Origin of the sequence: Burkholderia pyrrocinia (genome assembly GCF_003330765.1) — a bacterium.
Classification (GTDB): Bacteria; Pseudomonadota; Gammaproteobacteria; order Burkholderiales; family Burkholderiaceae; genus Burkholderia; species Burkholderia pyrrocinia_B.
On sequence record NZ_CP024904.1, the window covers coordinates 88112 to 105787 of the forward strand.

The following is a 17676-nucleotide window of genomic DNA, read 5'->3' on the forward strand; positions in this document are numbered from 1 at the left end:
ATGATCCTGCTAGTCATCGATTCTCTCGAGCGATACTACTTCGCCACCCGCCTGGTGAACGCGGTCAGGCACGAGTATGAGTTCGCATTCCTGACGAGCGAACCCGTCGCGCATCTCGGCTTGCTGCTGAACGGATTCCGGTCGGTGTACCTGAACCAGATGATGCCGATCGACGTGCCGGACGGGCAGCCTGTCGACCGAACGCCGTACCAGCTATCGATCGAGGTGCTGAACGGGCAGATGACGCAGGCACGCGCGAAGCGCGAGTCGGCGGCGATCTTTCATATCGCGTCGGAAGTCCTGCGCGGCCTGCGCGTCGAGCAGTGCGTGATGTGGAACGGGCAGCAACTGGTGTGTCGCGCGGTGCGGCAAGCATGCACGGTGCACGGCGTGGCGACCCGCTTCATCGAGATTTCGAATCTGCCGGGCAAGCTGTTCGTCGATTCGCTGGGCGTCAATGCGCTGTCGACGATCAGCCGCAACCCCGAGGTCATCGATCGCCTGCCGCTGCCCGACGAGGACACGCATGCGCGCTGGCTGTCGACCTATGAACGCGACAAGCAGATGCCGTTGCCGCAGGCCAGAACGTCGCTCGCGCGCAAGGCGACGTCCGCGACCAACTACGTGCTGAAGGTGGTCAGCCGCGGGGTTGCCCGAAGGCGCCTGGCCAGCGTGCGCGCGCGCAATGGGATACCGGCGCTGCGGCAAGCCACGTACATGTCGGCCGATACGCTGTCGACCTGCCGCTACGTGTTTCTCCCGCTCCAGGTGTCCGGCGACACGCAGATCAAGCTGCACTCGGACGTCGGCAATCTCGACGCGATTCGCCACGCATTCGAGTTCGCGGCGAACGAGAGTGCCGACCTGTTCGTGAAGCTTCATCCGGCCGAGACCGATGCGGCCGAGATCGACGCGATCGTGCGCCTGCAGGAGGTCTATCACTTCGAAATCGTCACGTCGCCGACCACTGACCTGCTCAGGCACGCGTATGCGGTCGTCACGATCAATTCGACGGTCGGCCTGGAGGCGATGCTGTACGGCAAGCGCGTGGTGTCGCTCGGCCGGTGCTTCTACAAGGATTTCGACCGCGATCGTCTGCTGAAGTACATCCATTCGTTCCTGATCGACGGAATCGACTACTTCGGCACCGCGCGCATCCCCGCCGACGCGGCCCGGCGCGTGTTTGCGAGGCGGCACTGACATGGCCATCACATTGCGACAGACCGCCGAGGCGATCGCCGAAGACTGCCGCCGCAATGCGTTCGTCAAGACACGCAGCGTCGTGGTCTTCTACCGCGTCGTGCATTACCTCGCGTGCCGGAACCGCCTCACGCTGCTGGCCGGCGCGCCGCTGATCCTGATGTACATCGTGCTGTGCGATTGGCTGATGGGCATCGAGATTCCCGTGAAGACGAAGATCGGCAAGGGGCTCGCGATTTATCACGGCACCGGGCTCGTGATCAACGGATACGCGGTGATCGGCGACTACTGCACGCTGCGGCACGGCGTGACCATCGGCAACACCATCCTGAAGGACGGCACGATCGGCGGTGTTCCGACGATCGGCGATTACGTCGAGTTCGGCGTCCACAGCGTCGTGCTCGGTGCGATCCGCGTCGGCGATCGCGCCCGCATCGGTGCCGGGGCGGTGGTGTTGAGCGACGTGCCCGACGGCCGCGTCGCCGTCGGCGTCCCGGCGCGCATTCTCGACAACGGACAGGAACCGAAATGAAAGTGTTCATTCTGCATCCCGGCAAGGCGAACTATCCCGAGATCGCCGCCTATGGGCGTAGTCTGAGAGCGCACGGATGCGAGGTATTCGACGGCGACCTCGACGCCTACGCGCGTTTTCCGGATCGGAACATGTGCATCCTGTGGTGCATCATGGGTTTTTATCGTTCGTTGCCGCCCGCGAGGTTCGTGATTCACGACTATCGCTCGCTGTCGGTCGGCAGGCTCGCGGCCATCAAGGACCGTGTGAAGCGCGTGCTCAATGTCCGGCCCGATCTGAGGATCTTCCAGAACGCGCGTATGCGCGAAGCGATGGCGTTTCGCGACGACGTGCGGTCGTTGCTGCTGCCGATGGGCGTGCCAGGCTGGATCTTCGATCCTGCCGACGCCGATGTCGCCGCCGAGGTCGATGCTGATGCCGATACCGTGCAAACTCCGTCGGGAAGGTTCTGCTATATCGGCGAAATGAGCCGTGAACGCGGCTTTCACAAGGTGCTGGCCGCCTACCGCGACGCGCGGCGCGACGCGACGGACACGCTCGTGCTGGTCGGCCACCCGGAGCCCGAAATCCGCGCGGCGTTCAGCGATACGCCGGGCATCCGGTTCGTCGGCCGCGTGCCGCAGCCCCAGGCGCTACGCATCGTCCGCGATAGCGAATACGCGGTGTGCTTCTTTCCGTATCACCGGCCGCATTGCTTCCAGACGCCGACGAAGCTGCTCGAATACGCGTCGCTCGGCAAAAAAATCGTCTGCAACGACGCGCCGTCGAACGTGCGAACCGCTAACGAGCTCGGCATCCAGTGCCACGTCACCGGTGCGACGATCTTCGACGAACTGTTTCCGCTGTCGCGGATCCGCGCGAGCCATACCGATTCGGCGGCGATGAAATCGCTCGAATGGGGGCGCGTCATCGAGCGGTCGGGCGTGCTCGCGTATATCGACTCGGTCGCGGGGCATCGTCCCGGCATCTGACGACGTCGTTCGCCGTCCTTGCGCGACGGCCCACCCCTCATGGAATGGATCCCGATGAAGATCGTCCACATAGTCGAATCCAGCGCGACGGGCACGTTGTCGATGGTGTGCCTGATCGCGAATCGCCTTGCTCGCGAAGGCCATGATGTGCATGTCATTTACTCGGTGCGACCGGATACGCCGCCCGGGCTTGCCGTGATGTTCGATGCGCGGGTTTCGTTGCGCCATGTCCAGATGAAGGGCGCGGGCCTGCTGCGAACCGTAGGTCGGCTGCGCGCAACGCTGAACAAGATCGGCCCGGACGTCGTACATCTGCATTCGTCGTTCGCCGGCTTTCTCGGGCGTCTGTCGACGCTCTTCGCGTTGCCGAAGACGGCGTTCTTTTACAGTCCGCACTGCATTTCATTCATGCGCCGCGATATCTCCGGCGTCAAGCGCCTCGCATTCGTGGCCCTGGAACGGATCGCATGTGTCCGGAAGTGCCTTTACGTCGCTTGCTCGGAAAGCGAGGGCCGCGCGATCCGCGCATGGCTTCGTCAGCCGGTGGTGGTGGTCGAAAACGCGGTGTGCGACAGCCCGTCGTCTGCACGTTCGGGCGGCGCGCAGCGGTCTTCGGGCGGCTCCGCATGCGTGGTGACCGTCGGCGGAATCCGTGCGCAAAAGAATCCCGCTCTGTTCGCGCGGATCGCGCACGGCATGCGCGCGCGAGGCATGCGCTTCGTCTGGATCGGCGACGGCGACGATGCATTGAAGGCCGAACTGGCACAAGCCGGCGTCGAAGTGACCGGTTGGTTGCCGCGCGACGAGGTGGCGTGCAGGCTCGAACGCGCGGATATGTACCTGTCGACGTCGTCATGGGAAGGCATGCCGGTGTCGGTCATCGAAGCCATGCTGGCTGGCCGGCCAGTCGTCGTGTCCGACTGCGCCGGCAACGTGGACGTCGTGCGTCATCAGCAGACCGGCGCGATCTATGCGACGGCGGCTGACGCGGTCGCGTGGCTGGAGCGTCTCGCCGGCGACGAAACATTGCGCCGGGAACTGGGTCGGCGGGCGAGCCGCGAGGCGCGGCAGCGTTTCGGCGAGGAGCGTTTGTTTGGAGAGCTCGCACCGCTCTATGCAGCCTGGGTGGCCCGCTGACAGCCCTAGCGACCTCGATCAACCGACGCGACCGCGCGGCGTCCGCCGCGGCGCGACGCGAACAACGCCGATTCCATTTCGTGGAGAACTGTATGAATGTATCGATTACCCCGGGCGTCACGGTCGGCAACAGCTTGCCGTTCGTGCTCTTCGGCGGCCTCAACGTGCTCGAAAGCGTCGAGTTCACGCTCGACGTCTGCAGCACGTTTGTCGAGGTCACGCACCGTCTCGGCATTCCGCTGGTGTTCAAGGCTTCCTTCGACAAGGCGAACCGTTCGTCGATCCACTCGTATCGTGGTGTGGGATTCGACGAGGGGCTCAGGATCTTCGACGAGATCAGGAGCCGGTTCGGCGTGCCGGTGATTACGGACGTGCACGAGGTATGGCAGGCCGAGCCGGTCGCGCAGGTCGTGGATGTGCTGCAGGTGCCGGCGTTTCTCGCGCGCCAGACGGATCTCGTGGTGGCGATCGCGCAGACCGGCAACGCCGTCAATATCAAGAAGCCGCAATTCATGAGCCCGACGCAGATCGAGCACGTTGTATCGAAGTGTCGTGAAGCCGGCAACGACAGGGTGATCCTGTGCGAGCGCGGCTCGTCCTTCGGGTACGACAATCTGGTCGTGGACATGCTGGGCTTTCGCCAGATGCGCGACGCGACCGGCGACTGCCCGGTGATCTTCGACGTCACGCACAGCCTCCAGATGCGCGATCCGCACGGCGCCGCATCGGGCGGCCGGCGGCGGCAGGTGCTCGACCTAGCACGCGCCGGAATGGCGGTCGGCCTGGCCGGACTGTTCCTCGAAGCGCATCCGAGCCCAGACCACGCACGCTGCGACGGCCCGAGCGCACTGCCGCTCGCGCAACTCGACGCATTCCTGCGGCAGGTCAAGGCGGTGGACGACCTGGTCAAGTGGCTTCCGCCGCTCGATATCCGGGGAGCAGCGTGATGTATCGCGGAGCCGTACGCCTGGTGCTGTTCGACGTCGACGGCGTGTTGACCGACGGTTTATTGCACATGACCGCCGAGGGCGAGTTCATGAAGAGTTTTCACGTGCGCGACGGCGTCGCGGTCGCGCTGCTGCGCGCGCACGGCATCCGCAGCGGCATCCTGTCGGGCAAGCACAGCGGCGCGCTGGCGTGTCGGGCGGCCCAGCTCGGCGTCGACGTGCTGGTGACCGGCTGCGACGACAAGGCGGCGGGCTACGAGGATATCAAGGCGCGGCAGCAGTGCGACGACAGCGAGATCGCATATGTCGGCGACGACGTGAACGATCTCGCGGTCATCGAACGCGTCGGCGTGTCGTATGCGCCGGCCGATGCACATCACCTCGTCCGCGCGTGCGTCGATCACGTCGCGAGCACGGCCGGCGGCCGCGGCGTGGCGCGCGAGGTGGCCGAGCACCTGTTGATCCGTGCCGGTCTGTCGCTCGACGACGCATACCGGCCGTTACTCGAACAATGGAGAAGCCATCATGTCGTTCAATAGCGGGCGGCCGGTGCGCGTCGTGATTCCCGCGCGGTACGGTTCGACGCGCCTGCCCGGCAAGCCGCTCGTCGACCTGGACGGCGAACCGATGATCGTCCGTGTGCACACGCGCGTGAGCCGCGCGCTGCCCGATACGGAAATCGTCGTCGCGATCGACGACGCGCGCATTGCGGATGCGCTCGACGCGCGCGGCATCCGTTTCGCGATGACCGGCACCCATCACGCATCGGGCACCGACCGTGCGGCGGAAGTGGCGCGTGCATGCGGCTGGCGCGACACCGATGTGGTGCTCAACGTGCAGGGCGACGAACCGCTCGTGCCGACAGCGCTGCTGCAGGCGTTCGTCGGCTTCTGCGGCGCGGCGCTGAATCTCGACGTCGCGACGGTGGCTTGCCCGATTGGCGACGCCGCGCTGATCGACGAACCGGGCATCGTCAAGCTCGTCGTCGACCGCCGGTGCCGTGCACTGTACTTCTCGCGCGCGGCGATCCCGTTCTGCCGCGATGGCCGACCGGCGGGCGCGAACGGCGGCGGGTTCCTGCGGCACATCGGTCTCTACGGCTATTCGAATACGGCATTGCAGGCACTGGCTAGCACCGCGGCATGCGAACTCGAGCAGTTGGAAAAACTCGAGCAGTTGCGCGCGCTATGGCTCGGCATGCCGATCGACGTGATGGGATGGCCCGATGCGCCACCCGCCGGTGTCGATACGCCAGACGACGTCGCCCGTATCGTCTCCCTTCTCAAACGGCAAACTCATGATGCGACAGAACCATATTGAATCCGCCCGGCAGGTCTTCGAGATCGAGTCACGGGCCTTAGCCGGCGTTGCCGCGCGGCTCGACGCGAATTTCGACGAGGCGGTCGAGACCATCCTCGGATCGAGCGGGCGCGTCGTCGTGTGCGGGATGGGCAAGTCCGGCATCGTCGGCAGGAAGATCGCCGCGACGCTGTCGAGCACCGGAACGCCCGGCTTCTTCATGCACCCGGGCGAGGCCTATCACGGCGATCTGGGCATGGTGACGCCGGATGATACGTTTCTCGCGATCTCGAATTCCGGAGAAACGGACGAGGTGATCAAGCTGATTCCGTTCCTGCGGAACAACGGCAACGACCTGATCGCGCTGACCGGCAATCCTGCGTCGACGCTTGCGAGCGCGGCGCGGGTCCATCTCGACATCGGCGTCGAACGCGAGGCGTGCCCGCTGCAGCTCGCGCCGACTGCGTCGACGACAGCGACGCTCGCGATGGGCGATGCGCTGGCGGTGACGCTGATGCGCGCGCGCGGCTTCCAGCCGGAACACTTCGCGCGCTTCCATCCGGGCGGCTCGCTCGGCCGCCGGCTGTTGTCCACGGTCGACGACGAAATGGCGTGTCGGGATCTGCCGTTCGTGACGGAGGACATGTCGACGCTCGACGTACTGGACGCGATGACGCGCGGGCGGCTCGGACTCGCGATCGTGAAGCGGGATGTCGGCTGGGGCATCGTGACCGACGGCGACATTCGTCGCGCGATCGAGCGGCATGGCGACGACGTATTGCGGCGCACGGCCGCCGACATGATGTCGATCGAACCGTCGACGGTGCCGCCTGGCACGCGGGTCGAGGATGCGTTGCTGCTGATGCAGCAGCAGCGGATCGGCGCGCTGCTGGTGGTCGACGGCGCGAACATCGTCGGCGTATTCAAGAAGTAGGCGCCGGCTCCCGCTCCCGCGGCACGGATTGACGCGCGGAAGGCGCGCCCGATACCGGCGCGGGCTACTGCAGGCTTTGTATCAGTGCATTGGACGCGGCGTCCTGGCGGAAACGGCGGACTCGCAGGAACGTGATGAAATTCGAGTCGTGCTGGCTTGCCGCACCGCCTTCCAGGTCGTCGAACGCCACGCGGAGTACCGCGACGATATCGGTGCCGTCGAATTGCCAGTCGACGTATTGAAAGCCGTGCCGTTTCGTGTCGGCGTGTTGCAACAGGATCCGCCGGGCGGCCCACTGCCGAAGATCGGGGGAGGACAGCAGTACCAGCGTGTTGCGGACGCGCTCGAGGTTCACCCTTCCGACGCTTTTCGGTACCGCGTTCGTGATCGTCCAGTATTGCTTCGACTGCGGATCGAAGCGAATCGTGAATTTCTTTCCGGCGCCCGGCAAGTCGACGAAATCGCGCGCGGGGTCGAACGACAGCGTTCGGCCGTCTTCGCCGGTCGCTACCAACGCGGCCTTCTCCGGGCCGTTTGCCGTGTTCACGCGAAGCATGATGGCCGGCGAAGTGCCTTGCCTGCCGACGACGTTGCCTTCTTCCCAGGACTCGAATTTGCCGTCGAGCCACTGCTTGTCGGACGGCAGATGAGCGGACACACGCCAGTTGCGCGCATCGAGGAGATCGCGATTGGCGGGCGCGGACATCACCAGCGCGCGCAGGTCGCCGTCCTCGACGCTTTCATACGCGCGCCAGACACGCCCGCGATCGACGAGAACCGGGACCGGCCCGGTGATATAGCGTCCGGAATACGGCAACAGCCCGGTGGACGCGTCGACCGGTGTGGTCCACGAGGCGCCGCCGTCGTCGGATCGGCGAATGGAGGGCGTTCCCATCGAGCGGGTGGTGCCCATCAGGTACAGCGCGCCGTTCAGCACGAACAGCGACGACCAGTATTGGTCCGGCACGTCGCCGAGCCTGGACCAGGTCGAGCCCTTGTCGTGCGACGCGAAGACGGACACCCTGTTCTGCGACGCGGCGGCGCCGAACGTGTCGAAGGTCGCGACATACTCGCCGTTCGGCAGCACGGCCAGCGACGGGGAGCCGAGATACACGCGCGTGGCTGCCCGGCTGTGCGCGATCACCTGGCCCGGCGGGGCGGGCACGGGTTCGGCGCGGGATACCGTTGTCGCGCAGAACACGTACAGCGCTGCAATGATCGACCGCTTCATCGCGTGAAACGTCGACGAGTATCGGAGTGATGTCATGTCAGTTGCGCCAGCGGTTTGCCGCCGGACGCGCGCGGGATTTGACGGGGGACGGCGCGCCTGCGCGGCGCGTCCTGATCGGCCAGTACGACGAACAGCAGGATGGTGAGCCAAAGCATGCCATAGAGAACGTGATACTTGAACAGCAGAATCGGCAGCAGATAGAGCAGATATTTCCGTCGGCCCTTTCGGCGGAACAGCACGATCAGCGTACCGAAGAACACGACGAAACCGGCGATTCCCGCGGCGAACACGAGGTAGATGTAGAACGAGCTGTCTCGCACCTGATAGCCGCGCAGGTGTGTTTTCCCGACGTTGTTCCGCTCGTCCCAGAAAAGACCGCCACCGAACACGCCCGCGACGACGTCGCGCTCGGTCAATTCGGTCAGCACGAGTGTGCGGCTGCCGACCGCATCGTAGTCGACGGACTGGTTGATGCGCTGGTCGTACACGCTGTAGAGCCACGGGATACAGGCGAGCGCGACGACGACGACGGCGACCCTGGTCCGGAGCCGCCCGCGCCCGGCGAGGACGTGCAGCCCGCACAGTGCGGCGCAGACGGCCATCGACGCGATCGAGAAGCTGAGCAGCGCGGTGGCGAACGCAACGACGGGCGCGGGCGTGATGCGTCGCTGCGACAGCAGCAGGACCACCGCGCTCGGGACGACGGTCATCGCATAGAAGGACGGTTCGGAATACAAGCCCAGCGCGCGGATCGAGATCAGGCTATCGGTCAGCGCCTTGGTCGCGTAGAGCGCTTCGGAGTCGGATTCGCGGACATAGCTGTCGAAGTCGATGAAGTTGCCGCTCGCGAGGTAGTAGACGAGCTGAAAGGTGAAGAACGCGGCGTGGACGTAGATGAGCGTCTTGCATGCCGTGTCGAGCGAATGCCGCGTGAGCACGCCGCCGGCAAACATCCAGTAGCTCAGTGCGATATATGTCTGGATCAGCAGGAACTTGATATAGAAGTTCACGTAGAAGTCGCCGAACGCGGACAGGATGAACGCGAAGCAGGTGCTGATCAGCCAGTACGCGCAGACCGGAAACAGGTGCCGCTGCTGCTTCATCAGCGTCGGCGCTCTGAGAAAGGCGAGCGCGCAGAGCAGGAAATACGCGGCGAAGGTCGCCCGTACGCTGAACGCATTGAGGGAGAAGAACAGTACGCTGGCTGAAAAGAGCAAGGTCGACATGCGTGCGCCCGATCGGAGAATCCGGATTCGCCGCGTGCCGGCAGTTCCGGCGCCGCGCGGCGAGATGCCGTGCGACCGGGGGCAAGACGCCTGTCGGGCAGGGCTGGCTTGCTCGCCGGTTCGCACGCGGAAGATGCGCCCGTCATTGGGGGCGAAGCGATTCCGGCGATCAAGCATAGACGGTAGGAGGGACTGGCGAGCCGGGTTGTCCGATCACGGCGGCATTCTGTCTTTTTCCGGCGGGGTTCGCCTATCGGGTATGCGCGGACCTGCACCGGGCGGCTCGTCAACCGGGTTCGCACCGCGCCGTGCCTGTCCGGCGACGCGAGACCGCGCGCATCAGGGTTGCATCGCGAACCGCCCGCACAGAAACGGCGAATACAGCTCGATCGCCGCCTGAATCGGCGCATGTCGACCATAGGCGACGGCCGACACGGCCAACAGCGAGCCGGCGACGAGCGCGCGATACCGGGCGTCGACGCGCGGCGCGCCATGCCGCCACACGAACGTCAGCGCAACCGCCGAGCCGACGATCCAGCCGGCGACGACTTCCGACGGCGTATGCGCGTCGTCGAATACGCGTGCGACGCCGATCAGCGCGCCGAGCGCGAGCCCGAGCGACAGCGACGTGCCCGGCCGCAGTTGCGCGCAGCCATTCAGCGCAAGCACGCATGTCATCGGCCAGACCGCGGACGCGAGCATCGTGTGCCCGCTGATCACGCGGAAATCGATCGCGCGAATCTGGATCCCGCAGCCGGCGTACAGCATCTTGGTGATGCCGACCAGCGCCATGCCTGCAGCGAGCATCAGCGTCCATGATGCCGCGCCATGCCGCCCCGTCGTCGACCTTGTCAGCCAGCCGATGCACACGACGGCAAGCGGCAACGTCATCGCCGCGTCGCCGAGATCGCTGACGGCCGTCCACATGAGTGCGCTCCTGTCGGAGTCCGGTCAGGCGACCAGCAACGCCGACATGCGCGCGGCCAGATAGCTTTCGAAGTCCGCGGCAACTTCCGGGTGCCGCAGCGCGAACTCGACCGTCGCCTTCAGATACCCGAGCTTGCTGCCGCAATCGAAACGCGTGCCGTCGTAGCGATGGGCGAGCACCTGCTCGTCCGTCAGAAGCGACTGGATCGCGTCCGTCAGTTGCAATTCACCGCCGGAACCTGGCCGGATCGCGCGCAGATGCTCGAATACCTTCGGTTTCAGCACGTAGCGACCCACCACACCGAAATTCGACGGTGCTTTCGCCGGCTCTGGTTTCTCGACGATGCCGGACAGCTTGAAAAGATTGTCCTCCCAGCGCTTGCCGTCGATTACGCCGTACGACCGCGACTCTTCCGGCGCGATTTCCTCCACGCCGATCACCGACGCGTGATAGTGATCGAATACGTCGATCATCTGGCGCAACACGGGCGTCGGGCCATCCAGCAGATCGTCGGCGAGGATCACCGCGAACGGCTGGTTGCCGACGAGCTTTTCCGCACAGAGCACGGCATGGCCGAGTCCCAGCGCTTCGGCCTGGCGAACGTAGATGCAGTCGACGTGGCTCGGCTTGATGCTGCGCACGAGGGAAAGCAGCTTTTCCTTGCCACGCGCTTCGAGTTCGGCTTCGATCTCGTAGGATTTGTCGAAGTGGTCTTCGATCGCGCGCTTGCTGCGGCCGGTCACGAAGATCATTTCGGTGATGCCGGCGTCGATGGCTTCTTCGACCGCATATTGAATGAGCGGCTTGTCCACGACTGGCAGCATCTCTTTCGGGCTGGCTTTGGTCGCAGGCAGAAATCGCGTGCCGAGACCGGCGACGGGAAATACGGCTTTCGTCACTTTCAACATGATTTTCGGATTCCATCCGTTCGGGATCAGGCATCAACAATGCCGATGGAAGGCGGCGATTCAGGAATGCAATCATCGCTCGCCGGTGCTGTGCCGCTCGCGCAAATGGACCCGCGCGCCGTCGGAAAATCGTATGGGCGTTCCGGTTTCGGGTGGTGACCGAATCTAGGCTGAATCCGACAGCGACGAATCGCGATATGCGATTGCCGATTTCCGGTGTGTCGGATGCCATCTAGGAATTGTCGGCATGACGTCGATCGCATGACATAGATTCGGGCATCGACTACCGGGCGGTCCGGTAACGGCGCCGCGCTCGCGGCACACGGAACCGCCGTCGACTCAGGAGCGTTCATGACTGGACACGGCGACATCTTCGATGCAATCGCGGAATTCAATCGCGCGTATCTCATGCTGGCGCAGCGCATATTGCGTATCGACCGCGAGCAGGGCAAGCGGCAATTGGGTATCTCGGACGAAATTGCCGCGTCCATTGTCGCGTTGACGCTGGATCAGATCGATGAACTGGCGGCTGGCGGCGAGCTGGTCTGTGAATTTCGCGCCGAAAGCGCGCCGGGACGTGCGTGATCCATTTTCCGGTTTTTCCGAATGGACGTTCCCGCCGCGCCGTTTCAAGACATTGCATCGTGAAAATTTGGCGTTCGTATTGTCGCGCCCGTTCGGATTTTTATGACATCACAAAAATGTGAAGGAAACGCATGTCCGGTTATCGCGAATTGAAGGCGCAAGCCGACGAGTTGATGAAGCGCGTCGAGGAAGCGAGACTCGCCGAACTCGAGGCCGTCATACACGAGGTTCGCACTCGGGTCGCCGAATATGGCCTGACCGCCAGGCAGGTATTCGGCCGCCAGGGCGGCGCGGGAAAAGCGATCGCGCGAAAGACTGCGGCAGCGCCCAGGTATCGCGATCCGGAGACCGGCGCGACGTGGAGCGGGCGCGGTCGCGAGCCCGACTGGATCAAAGGGGGCCGTCGCGACCGTTTCCTGATCGAACGCAACTCCGGTTGAACGCGTAGCGGCGAACCTCGAGCGTCACGAGCATGCCGGCCTCGAATGTGTCGAGCACCACCGGATGGATGCAGCCGCGCCGGCAGCCCGTACGACGCGTTGTCGCGCGCGAACGCCGTCACCCGCGCATATTTGTTCGCGTCGCGCGTCGCCGCGCGGCAGTCACGCCCGATAGGTTCTGGACCCACAACAACCGGGATTTCAATACGGTCGGCGCGATCTACGAGAGACGCACTGGGGCGCGACTGACCTCGAAGCGGATGGGCCAAACGAAGATGGAAAAGCGGGTGTCGCTGGTCGAGTCGGGGGGGAACGCGGCGCGTCCCGAATAGGCGTGCTGTCGCGGCCGGGCCGCGCCGCGCCGTCGCAAGAGGGTCCATCCACCCGCTTAGGTGTTTATACGTATGCCGATTTCGGTATCGCCTCAATCCAAGATTTCATTGGAAGGTTATCGGACTTGTTCCTAGACTGATCCGGGGTATGCATACCGGGCCGGCCGGAACCACTGGCCAGCACAGCCCCGCACCGCCCCCGCGCCATGCAGAAACAGAACAGCGCCGCGGCATACAACGACATCATCGGAGACGGACCATGACATTCATCAGGAAACTGGCGGCCGGTGCGCTCGTCGCCGCGGCGACGGTACTGGCGCCGGGTGCGTTCGCGCAGCAAAAGCCGATCACGCTCGGGTTCTCGCAGGTCGGTGCGGAGAGCGCGTGGCGCACCGCGAATACCGTGTCGGTGAAGGGCGCGGCGAAGGAGGCCGGCATCAACCTGAAGTTCTCGGACGCGCAGCAGAAGCAGGAGAACCAGATCCGCGCGATCCGCTCGTTCATCGCGCAAAAGGTCGACGTGATCGCGTTCTCGCCGGTCGTCGAATCGGGCTGGGAGCCCGTGCTGACCGAAGCGAAGGCCGCGCACATCCCGGTGATCCTGACCGACCGCGGGATCGACGTGAAGGATTCGTCGCTGTACGTGACGATGATCGGCTCGGACTTCCTCGAGGAAGGGCGGCGCGCGGGCCACTGGATGGAAGAGCACTACAAGAACGACGCGGGCCCGATCAACATCGTCGAGCTGCAGGGCACGGTAGGCTCGGCGCCGGCCAACGATCGCCGCGCGGGCCTGCTCGAAGTGATCAAAAGCAATCCGAAATTCAAGGTGATCGCATCGCAGAGCGGCGACTTCACGCTCGCCGGCGGCAAGCAGGTGATGGAAGCGTTCGCGAAGACCTACGGCAAGCAGATCAATGTCGTCTACGCGCACAACGACGACATGGCGCTCGGCGCGATCCAGGCGATGGAAGAGGCCGGGATCAAGCCCGGCAAGGACGTGAGCGTCGTGTCGTTCGATGCGACGAAGGGCGGCTTCCAGGCGATGGTCGCCGGCAAGATCAACGTCGACGTCGAATGCAGCCCGCTGCTCGGCCCGCAGCTGATGAGCGCGGTGAAGGACGTCGCCGCCGGCAAGTCGCTGCCCAAGCGCATCGTGACGAACGAGACGGTGTTCCCGATGAACGTCGCGGCGCAGGTGCTGCCGACCCGCAAGTACTGACCGGTCCGCACGGGCGGCGGCGTGGCGGCCGCTGTCCGGCAACCGCTTCGAAGGAAGGTTCATGACGAATCCGCCGGTGGTCGAGATGATCGGCATCGACAAGACGTTCCCGGGCGTCAGCGCGCTGCAGCGCGTGAGTTTCCAGCTGTTTCCGGGCGAGATCCACGCGCTGATGGGCCAGAACGGCGCGGGCAAGTCGACGCTGATTAACGTGCTCACCGGCGTGCACACGCACGACGCGGGCGAGATTCGCGTTGGCGGCCGGCCCGTGCGCTTCGCCGCGCCGCGCGAGGCCGAGGCGGCCGGGATCCAGACGCTTTACCAGGAAGTGAATCTGTGCGCGAACCTGTCGGTCGCCGAAAACATCTTCGCGGGCCGGCAGCCGATGCGGCGCGGCGCGATCGACTGGAACACGATCCATGCGCGTGCACGCGCCGCGCTGGCCGAACTCGATCTGTCGCTCGACGTCACGCGTTCGCTCGATGCGTATCCGATCGCCGTGCAGCAGATGGTTGCGATCGCACGCGCCGTGTCGGTCGACGCGCGCGTGCTGATTCTCGACGAGCCGACCTCGAGCCTCGACGACGGCGAGGTCGCGCGGCTGTTCGACGTGCTGCGCCGGCTGAAGGCGTCGGGTATCGCGATCCTGTTCGTCACGCACTTCCTCGAGCAGACCTATGCGGTGTCCGACCGGATCACGGTGATGCGCAATGGCGAGCGCGAAGGCGAGTACCTGGCGCGCGACCTGCCGGTCGACGTGCTGGTCGCGAAAATGACCGGCCGCGAACGGATGTCAGACACGCTGCAGGCAGGCGCTGCGGCCGTCGAGCGCACGGCCGCCGCGGCCGCGCCGTTCCTGTCGATGCAGCGAGTCGGCAGGCGCGGGATGATGAGTGCGCTCGATCTCGACGTGCGACCCGGGGAAATCGTCGGGCTGGCCGGGCTGCTCGGCTCGGGACGCACCGAAACCGCGCAGCTCGCGTTCGCCGCGGAGCGCTCGGACACCGGCGCGATCGAGATCGACGGCACGCGCATGCGGCTGGCTTCGCCGCACGATGCGGTGCGGCACGGGATCGCGTATTGTCCCGAAGACCGCAAGAAGGAGGGCATCGTCGCCGCGCTGTCGATCCGCGAGAACATCATCCTCGCGCTGCAGGCGCGGCGTGGCTGGTGGCGGCTGATCGGGCGCGCGCGCCAGCGCGAGATCGCCGACACGTATATCGCGCGGCTCGGCATCAAGGCGCGCGACGCGGAGCAGCCGATCGGCCTGCTGTCGGGCGGCAACCAGCAGAAGGTGCTGCTCGCGCGCTGGCTCGCGACGGACCCGAAGCTGCTGATCCTCGACGAGCCGACGCGCGGGATCGACGTCGCCGCGAAATTCGACATCATGGAGCGGGTGCTCGCGCTGTGCGCGACCGGGCTCGCGATCCTGTTCATCTCGTCGGAGATCGGCGAGGTGGTGCGCGTGAGCCACCGGATCGCGGTGCTGCGTGATCGGCGCAAGGTGGCCGAACTGACCGGTGCCGACGCGTCCGAGGAACAGGTTTACCGGCTGATCGCGGGAGGCCAGTCATGACGTGGTTGCGCACGCTGTTCCGTCATTCGCTGGTGTGGCCGGTGCTGACGCTCGCGCTGCTGTTCGCGCTCGACGTCGCACATCGCCCCGGTTTCCTGTCGATCGCGCTGCTCGACGGCCACCTGTTCGGCGCGCCGATCGATATCCTGAACCGCGCGGCGCCGCTCGTGATCGTGTCGCTCGGGATGACGCTCGTGATCGCGACGCGCGGGATCGACATTTCCGTCGGCGCGATCGTCGCGATCGCCGGTGCGGCCGCGGCGATCGTGCTCGACGCCGATCCGTCGCGGGTCGGCACGGCGCTGGCCGCGGCGCTCGGCGTCGGGCTGCTGGCTGGCGCGTGGAACGGCCTGCTCGTCGCGTTCGTCGGAATGCAGCCGATCATCGCGACGCTGATCCTGATGGTGGCCGGCCGCGGCGTCGCGCAACTGCTGACGGGCGGCCAGATCATCCCGATCGGCGCGCCCGGCTACCTCGCGCTCGGCGGCGGCTATCTCGCTACCGTGCCATGCTCGGTGTGGATCGCGCTCGCGACGATCGCCGCGACCGCGCTGCTGGTAAACCGCACGGCGCTCGGGCTGTTCATCCGCGCGATCGGTGTGAACCCGGTCGCGACGCGGCTCGTCGGGTTGCGCTCGGGCGCGGTCGTGTTCGGCGTGTATCTGTGTTGCGGCGTGATGTCGGCGATCGCCGGCATCCTCGCCAGCTCGAACGTGCGCAGCGCGGACGGCAACAACGCGGGGCTGCTGCTCGAGCTCGATGCGATCCTCGCGGTGACGCTCGGCGGCACGTCGCTGCTCGGCGGCCGCTTCAGCCTCGCCGGCTCCGTGCTCGGCGCGCTGATCATCCAGACGCTCACCTACACGACCTATTCGATCGGCGTGCCGCCGGAGGCGACGCTGGTCGTCAAGGCAGTCGTCGTGATCGTCGTGACGCTGATCCAGTCGGACGCGGCGCGCGCGCTCGTGGTCCGGCATGCGTCACGACTGCTGCCTTCCGCACGTTCTTCGCGTGCCACGCCCGGAGCGACACCGAGATGACCCGATTCCTTGGCCGGCTCGCCGACCCGCGCACGCTGCCGATCGTCGTGACGATCGTGCTGTTCGCCGCGCTGTTCGGCTTCGGATCCGTGATGTACACGGGCTTCTTCTCGATGCAGGTGCTTACCGGGCTGCTGGTCGACAACGCGTTCCTGCTGATCGTCGCGATCGGGATGACGTTCGTGATCGTGTCGGGCGGCATCGACCTGTCGGTCGGCTCGGTCGTTGCGCTGACAACTATCTTATGCGCGGTCGGCGCCGAGCGGCTGCACTGGCCCGTGTGGGTGATCGTGCCGCTCGTGCTCGCGTTCGGCGCGCTGTACGGCGCGGCGATGGGCGCGCTGATCCACACCTTCCGGCTGCAGCCGTTCATCGTCACGCTGGCCGGGATGTTTCTCGCGCGCGGCGCGTGCTTCCTGATCACGACGCAGTCGATCACGATCAACGAGCCGACGTTTCATGCGATCGCCGGCATCAGCGTGCCGCTCGGCGGCGGGATGCTGAGCGCAGGCGCGCTGATCGCGCTCGCGACGCTGGCCGCTGCGATCTACGTCGCGCATTTCACGCGTTTCGGCCGCAACGTCTATGCGATCGGCGGCAACGAGCGCTCGGCGCTGCTGATGGGGCTGCCGGTCGCGCGCACGAAGATCGGCGTCTACGCGCTGAGCGGGCTGTGCTCGGCGCTCGGCGGCGTGGTGTTCACGCTGTACGTGCTGTCGGGCTACGGGCTGCAGGCGCAGGGGATGGAACTCGATGCGATCGCCGCGACCGTGATCGGCGGCACGCTGCTCACGGGCGGCGTGGGCTACGTGGTCGGCTCGGTGTTCGGCGTCGGCATCCTCGGCACGATCCAGGTGCTGATCACGTTCGACGGCACGTTGAGTTCGTGGTGGACGCGGATCGTGATCGGCGCGCTGCTGTGCGTGTTCTGCGTACTGCAGCGGATCATCGAGCGGCACGCGGCGCGGCGGCGCACGGGCGGCACGGGGCTCGATGCGCAGCGGCCGAAGCGCGACACGGCGCCGGCGCGGCCGGCCGAGCCCGGCGAGGACGAGGCGCTGGTGTCGACGATGCGGCGCGTGTAGTGGATCACACGACGCGCGCCGCGCCGTGACGGGCAGCAAGGCAGCGGCGCGCGGCGTGGCCGATGCTTGCTGCGGGTGCCTAT

At 65.7% G+C, this 17676-nt stretch carries 18 protein-coding genes; 14 read left to right on the top strand and 4 right to left on the bottom strand.

Translation table 11 applies throughout. From position 1 onward, the window contains the following. From CUJ89_RS33525 to CUJ89_RS33560, 8 genes are all read left to right on the top strand, one after another. Complete coding sequence (locus tag CUJ89_RS33525; RefSeq protein ID WP_114181773.1) at window positions 1-1200, top strand: capsular biosynthesis protein; 1200 nt, start codon at window positions 1-3, stop codon at window positions 1198-1200. Window position 1201: 1 nt separating this feature from the next. Next, window positions 1202-1732 carry a serine O-acetyltransferase gene (locus CUJ89_RS33530; protein WP_114181774.1) on the top strand — a complete coding sequence of 177 codons (531 nt, stop codon included), beginning with the start codon at window positions 1202-1204 and terminating at the stop codon, window positions 1730-1732. After that, window positions 1729-2703 carry a glycosyltransferase gene (locus tag CUJ89_RS33535; protein ID WP_114181775.1) on the top strand — a complete coding sequence of 325 codons (975 nt, stop codon included), beginning with the start codon at window positions 1729-1731 and terminating at the stop codon, window positions 2701-2703. The genes CUJ89_RS33530 and CUJ89_RS33535 overlap by 4 nt, the downstream gene beginning before the upstream one ends. Window positions 2704-2757: 54 nt before the next feature. Continuing rightward, window positions 2758-3840: a glycosyltransferase gene (locus CUJ89_RS33540; protein ID WP_114182432.1), complete on the top strand. Its 1083-nt coding sequence runs from the start codon at window positions 2758-2760 to the stop codon at window positions 3838-3840. Window positions 3841-3932: 92 nt separating this feature from the next. Then, window positions 3933-4787, top strand: a complete 855-nt coding sequence (gene kdsA, locus CUJ89_RS33545; RefSeq protein ID WP_114181776.1) for a 3-deoxy-8-phosphooctulonate synthase — start codon at window positions 3933-3935, stop codon at window positions 4785-4787. Next, window positions 4787-5326, top strand: coding sequence for a KdsC family phosphatase (locus tag CUJ89_RS33550; RefSeq protein WP_114181777.1), 540 nt, complete (start codon window positions 4787-4789; stop codon window positions 5324-5326). The genes kdsA and CUJ89_RS33550 overlap by 1 nt, the downstream gene beginning before the upstream one ends. Further along, the gene (gene kdsB, locus CUJ89_RS33555) at window positions 5310-6107 is read left to right on the top strand and encodes a 3-deoxy-manno-octulosonate cytidylyltransferase (protein ID WP_114182433.1); all 798 of its coding nucleotides are present in this window, start codon (window positions 5310-5312) and stop codon (window positions 6105-6107) included. The genes CUJ89_RS33550 and kdsB overlap by 17 nt, the downstream gene beginning before the upstream one ends. Beyond that, window positions 6085-7020: a KpsF/GutQ family sugar-phosphate isomerase gene (locus CUJ89_RS33560; protein ID WP_114181778.1), complete on the top strand. Its 936-nt coding sequence runs from the start codon at window positions 6085-6087 to the stop codon at window positions 7018-7020. Before kdsB ends, CUJ89_RS33560 begins: the two co-directional genes overlap by 23 nt. Before the next feature lie 64 nt (window positions 7021-7084). Here CUJ89_RS33560 and CUJ89_RS33565 read toward each other — a convergent pair whose 3' ends face one another. The 4 genes from CUJ89_RS33565 to galU all read right to left on the bottom strand — a co-directional run bounded on the left by CUJ89_RS33565 (window position 7085) and on the right by galU (window position 11313). Next, window positions 7085-8287, bottom strand: coding sequence for a sialidase family protein (locus tag CUJ89_RS33565; RefSeq protein ID WP_114181779.1), 1203 nt, complete (start codon window positions 8285-8287; stop codon window positions 7085-7087). Next, window positions 8284-9477: a hypothetical protein gene (locus CUJ89_RS33570; RefSeq protein ID WP_114181780.1), complete on the bottom strand. Its 1194-nt coding sequence runs from the start codon at window positions 9475-9477 to the stop codon at window positions 8284-8286. Before CUJ89_RS33570 ends, CUJ89_RS33565 begins: the two co-directional genes overlap by 4 nt. A gap of 339 nt (window positions 9478-9816) precedes the next feature. Further along, entirely contained in the window at window positions 9817-10404 is a 588-nt protein-coding gene (locus CUJ89_RS33575) for a phosphatase PAP2 family protein (RefSeq protein ID WP_114181781.1), read from the bottom strand. Window positions 10405-10428: 24 nt separating this feature from the next. Further along, a complete protein-coding gene (gene galU, locus CUJ89_RS33580) occupies window positions 10429-11313 on the bottom strand; it encodes a UTP--glucose-1-phosphate uridylyltransferase GalU (protein WP_114181782.1) in 885 nt (294 codons plus the stop codon). Between the two features lie 351 nt (window positions 11314-11664). On the opposite strand from galU, the gene CUJ89_RS33585 reads away from it, so the two are divergent. From CUJ89_RS33585 to yjfF, 6 genes are all read left to right on the top strand, one after another. Next, window positions 11665-11898, top strand: a complete 234-nt coding sequence (locus CUJ89_RS33585; RefSeq protein WP_114181783.1) for a flagellar transcriptional regulator FlhD — start codon at window positions 11665-11667, stop codon at window positions 11896-11898. A gap of 131 nt (window positions 11899-12029) precedes the next feature. Further along, window positions 12030-12338, top strand: coding sequence for an H-NS family nucleoid-associated regulatory protein (locus CUJ89_RS33590; protein ID WP_114181784.1), 309 nt, complete (start codon window positions 12030-12032; stop codon window positions 12336-12338). Window positions 12339-12929: 591 nt separating this feature from the next. Continuing rightward, window positions 12930-13892, top strand: coding sequence for an ABC transporter substrate-binding protein (locus CUJ89_RS33595; RefSeq protein WP_114181785.1), 963 nt, complete (start codon window positions 12930-12932; stop codon window positions 13890-13892). 61 nt (window positions 13893-13953) lie between these two features. Continuing rightward, window positions 13954-15468, top strand: a complete 1515-nt coding sequence (locus CUJ89_RS33600; RefSeq protein ID WP_114181786.1) for a sugar ABC transporter ATP-binding protein — start codon at window positions 13954-13956, stop codon at window positions 15466-15468. Beyond that, the gene (locus CUJ89_RS33605) at window positions 15465-16508 is read left to right on the top strand and encodes an ABC transporter permease (protein ID WP_114181787.1); all 1044 of its coding nucleotides are present in this window, start codon (window positions 15465-15467) and stop codon (window positions 16506-16508) included. Before CUJ89_RS33600 ends, CUJ89_RS33605 begins: the two co-directional genes overlap by 4 nt. Further along, window positions 16505-17593, top strand: a complete 1089-nt coding sequence (yjfF, locus tag CUJ89_RS33610) for a galactofuranose ABC transporter, permease protein YjfF (protein WP_114181788.1) — start codon at window positions 16505-16507, stop codon at window positions 17591-17593. The genes CUJ89_RS33605 and yjfF overlap by 4 nt, the downstream gene beginning before the upstream one ends. Window positions 17594-17676 lie beyond the last annotated feature (83 nt).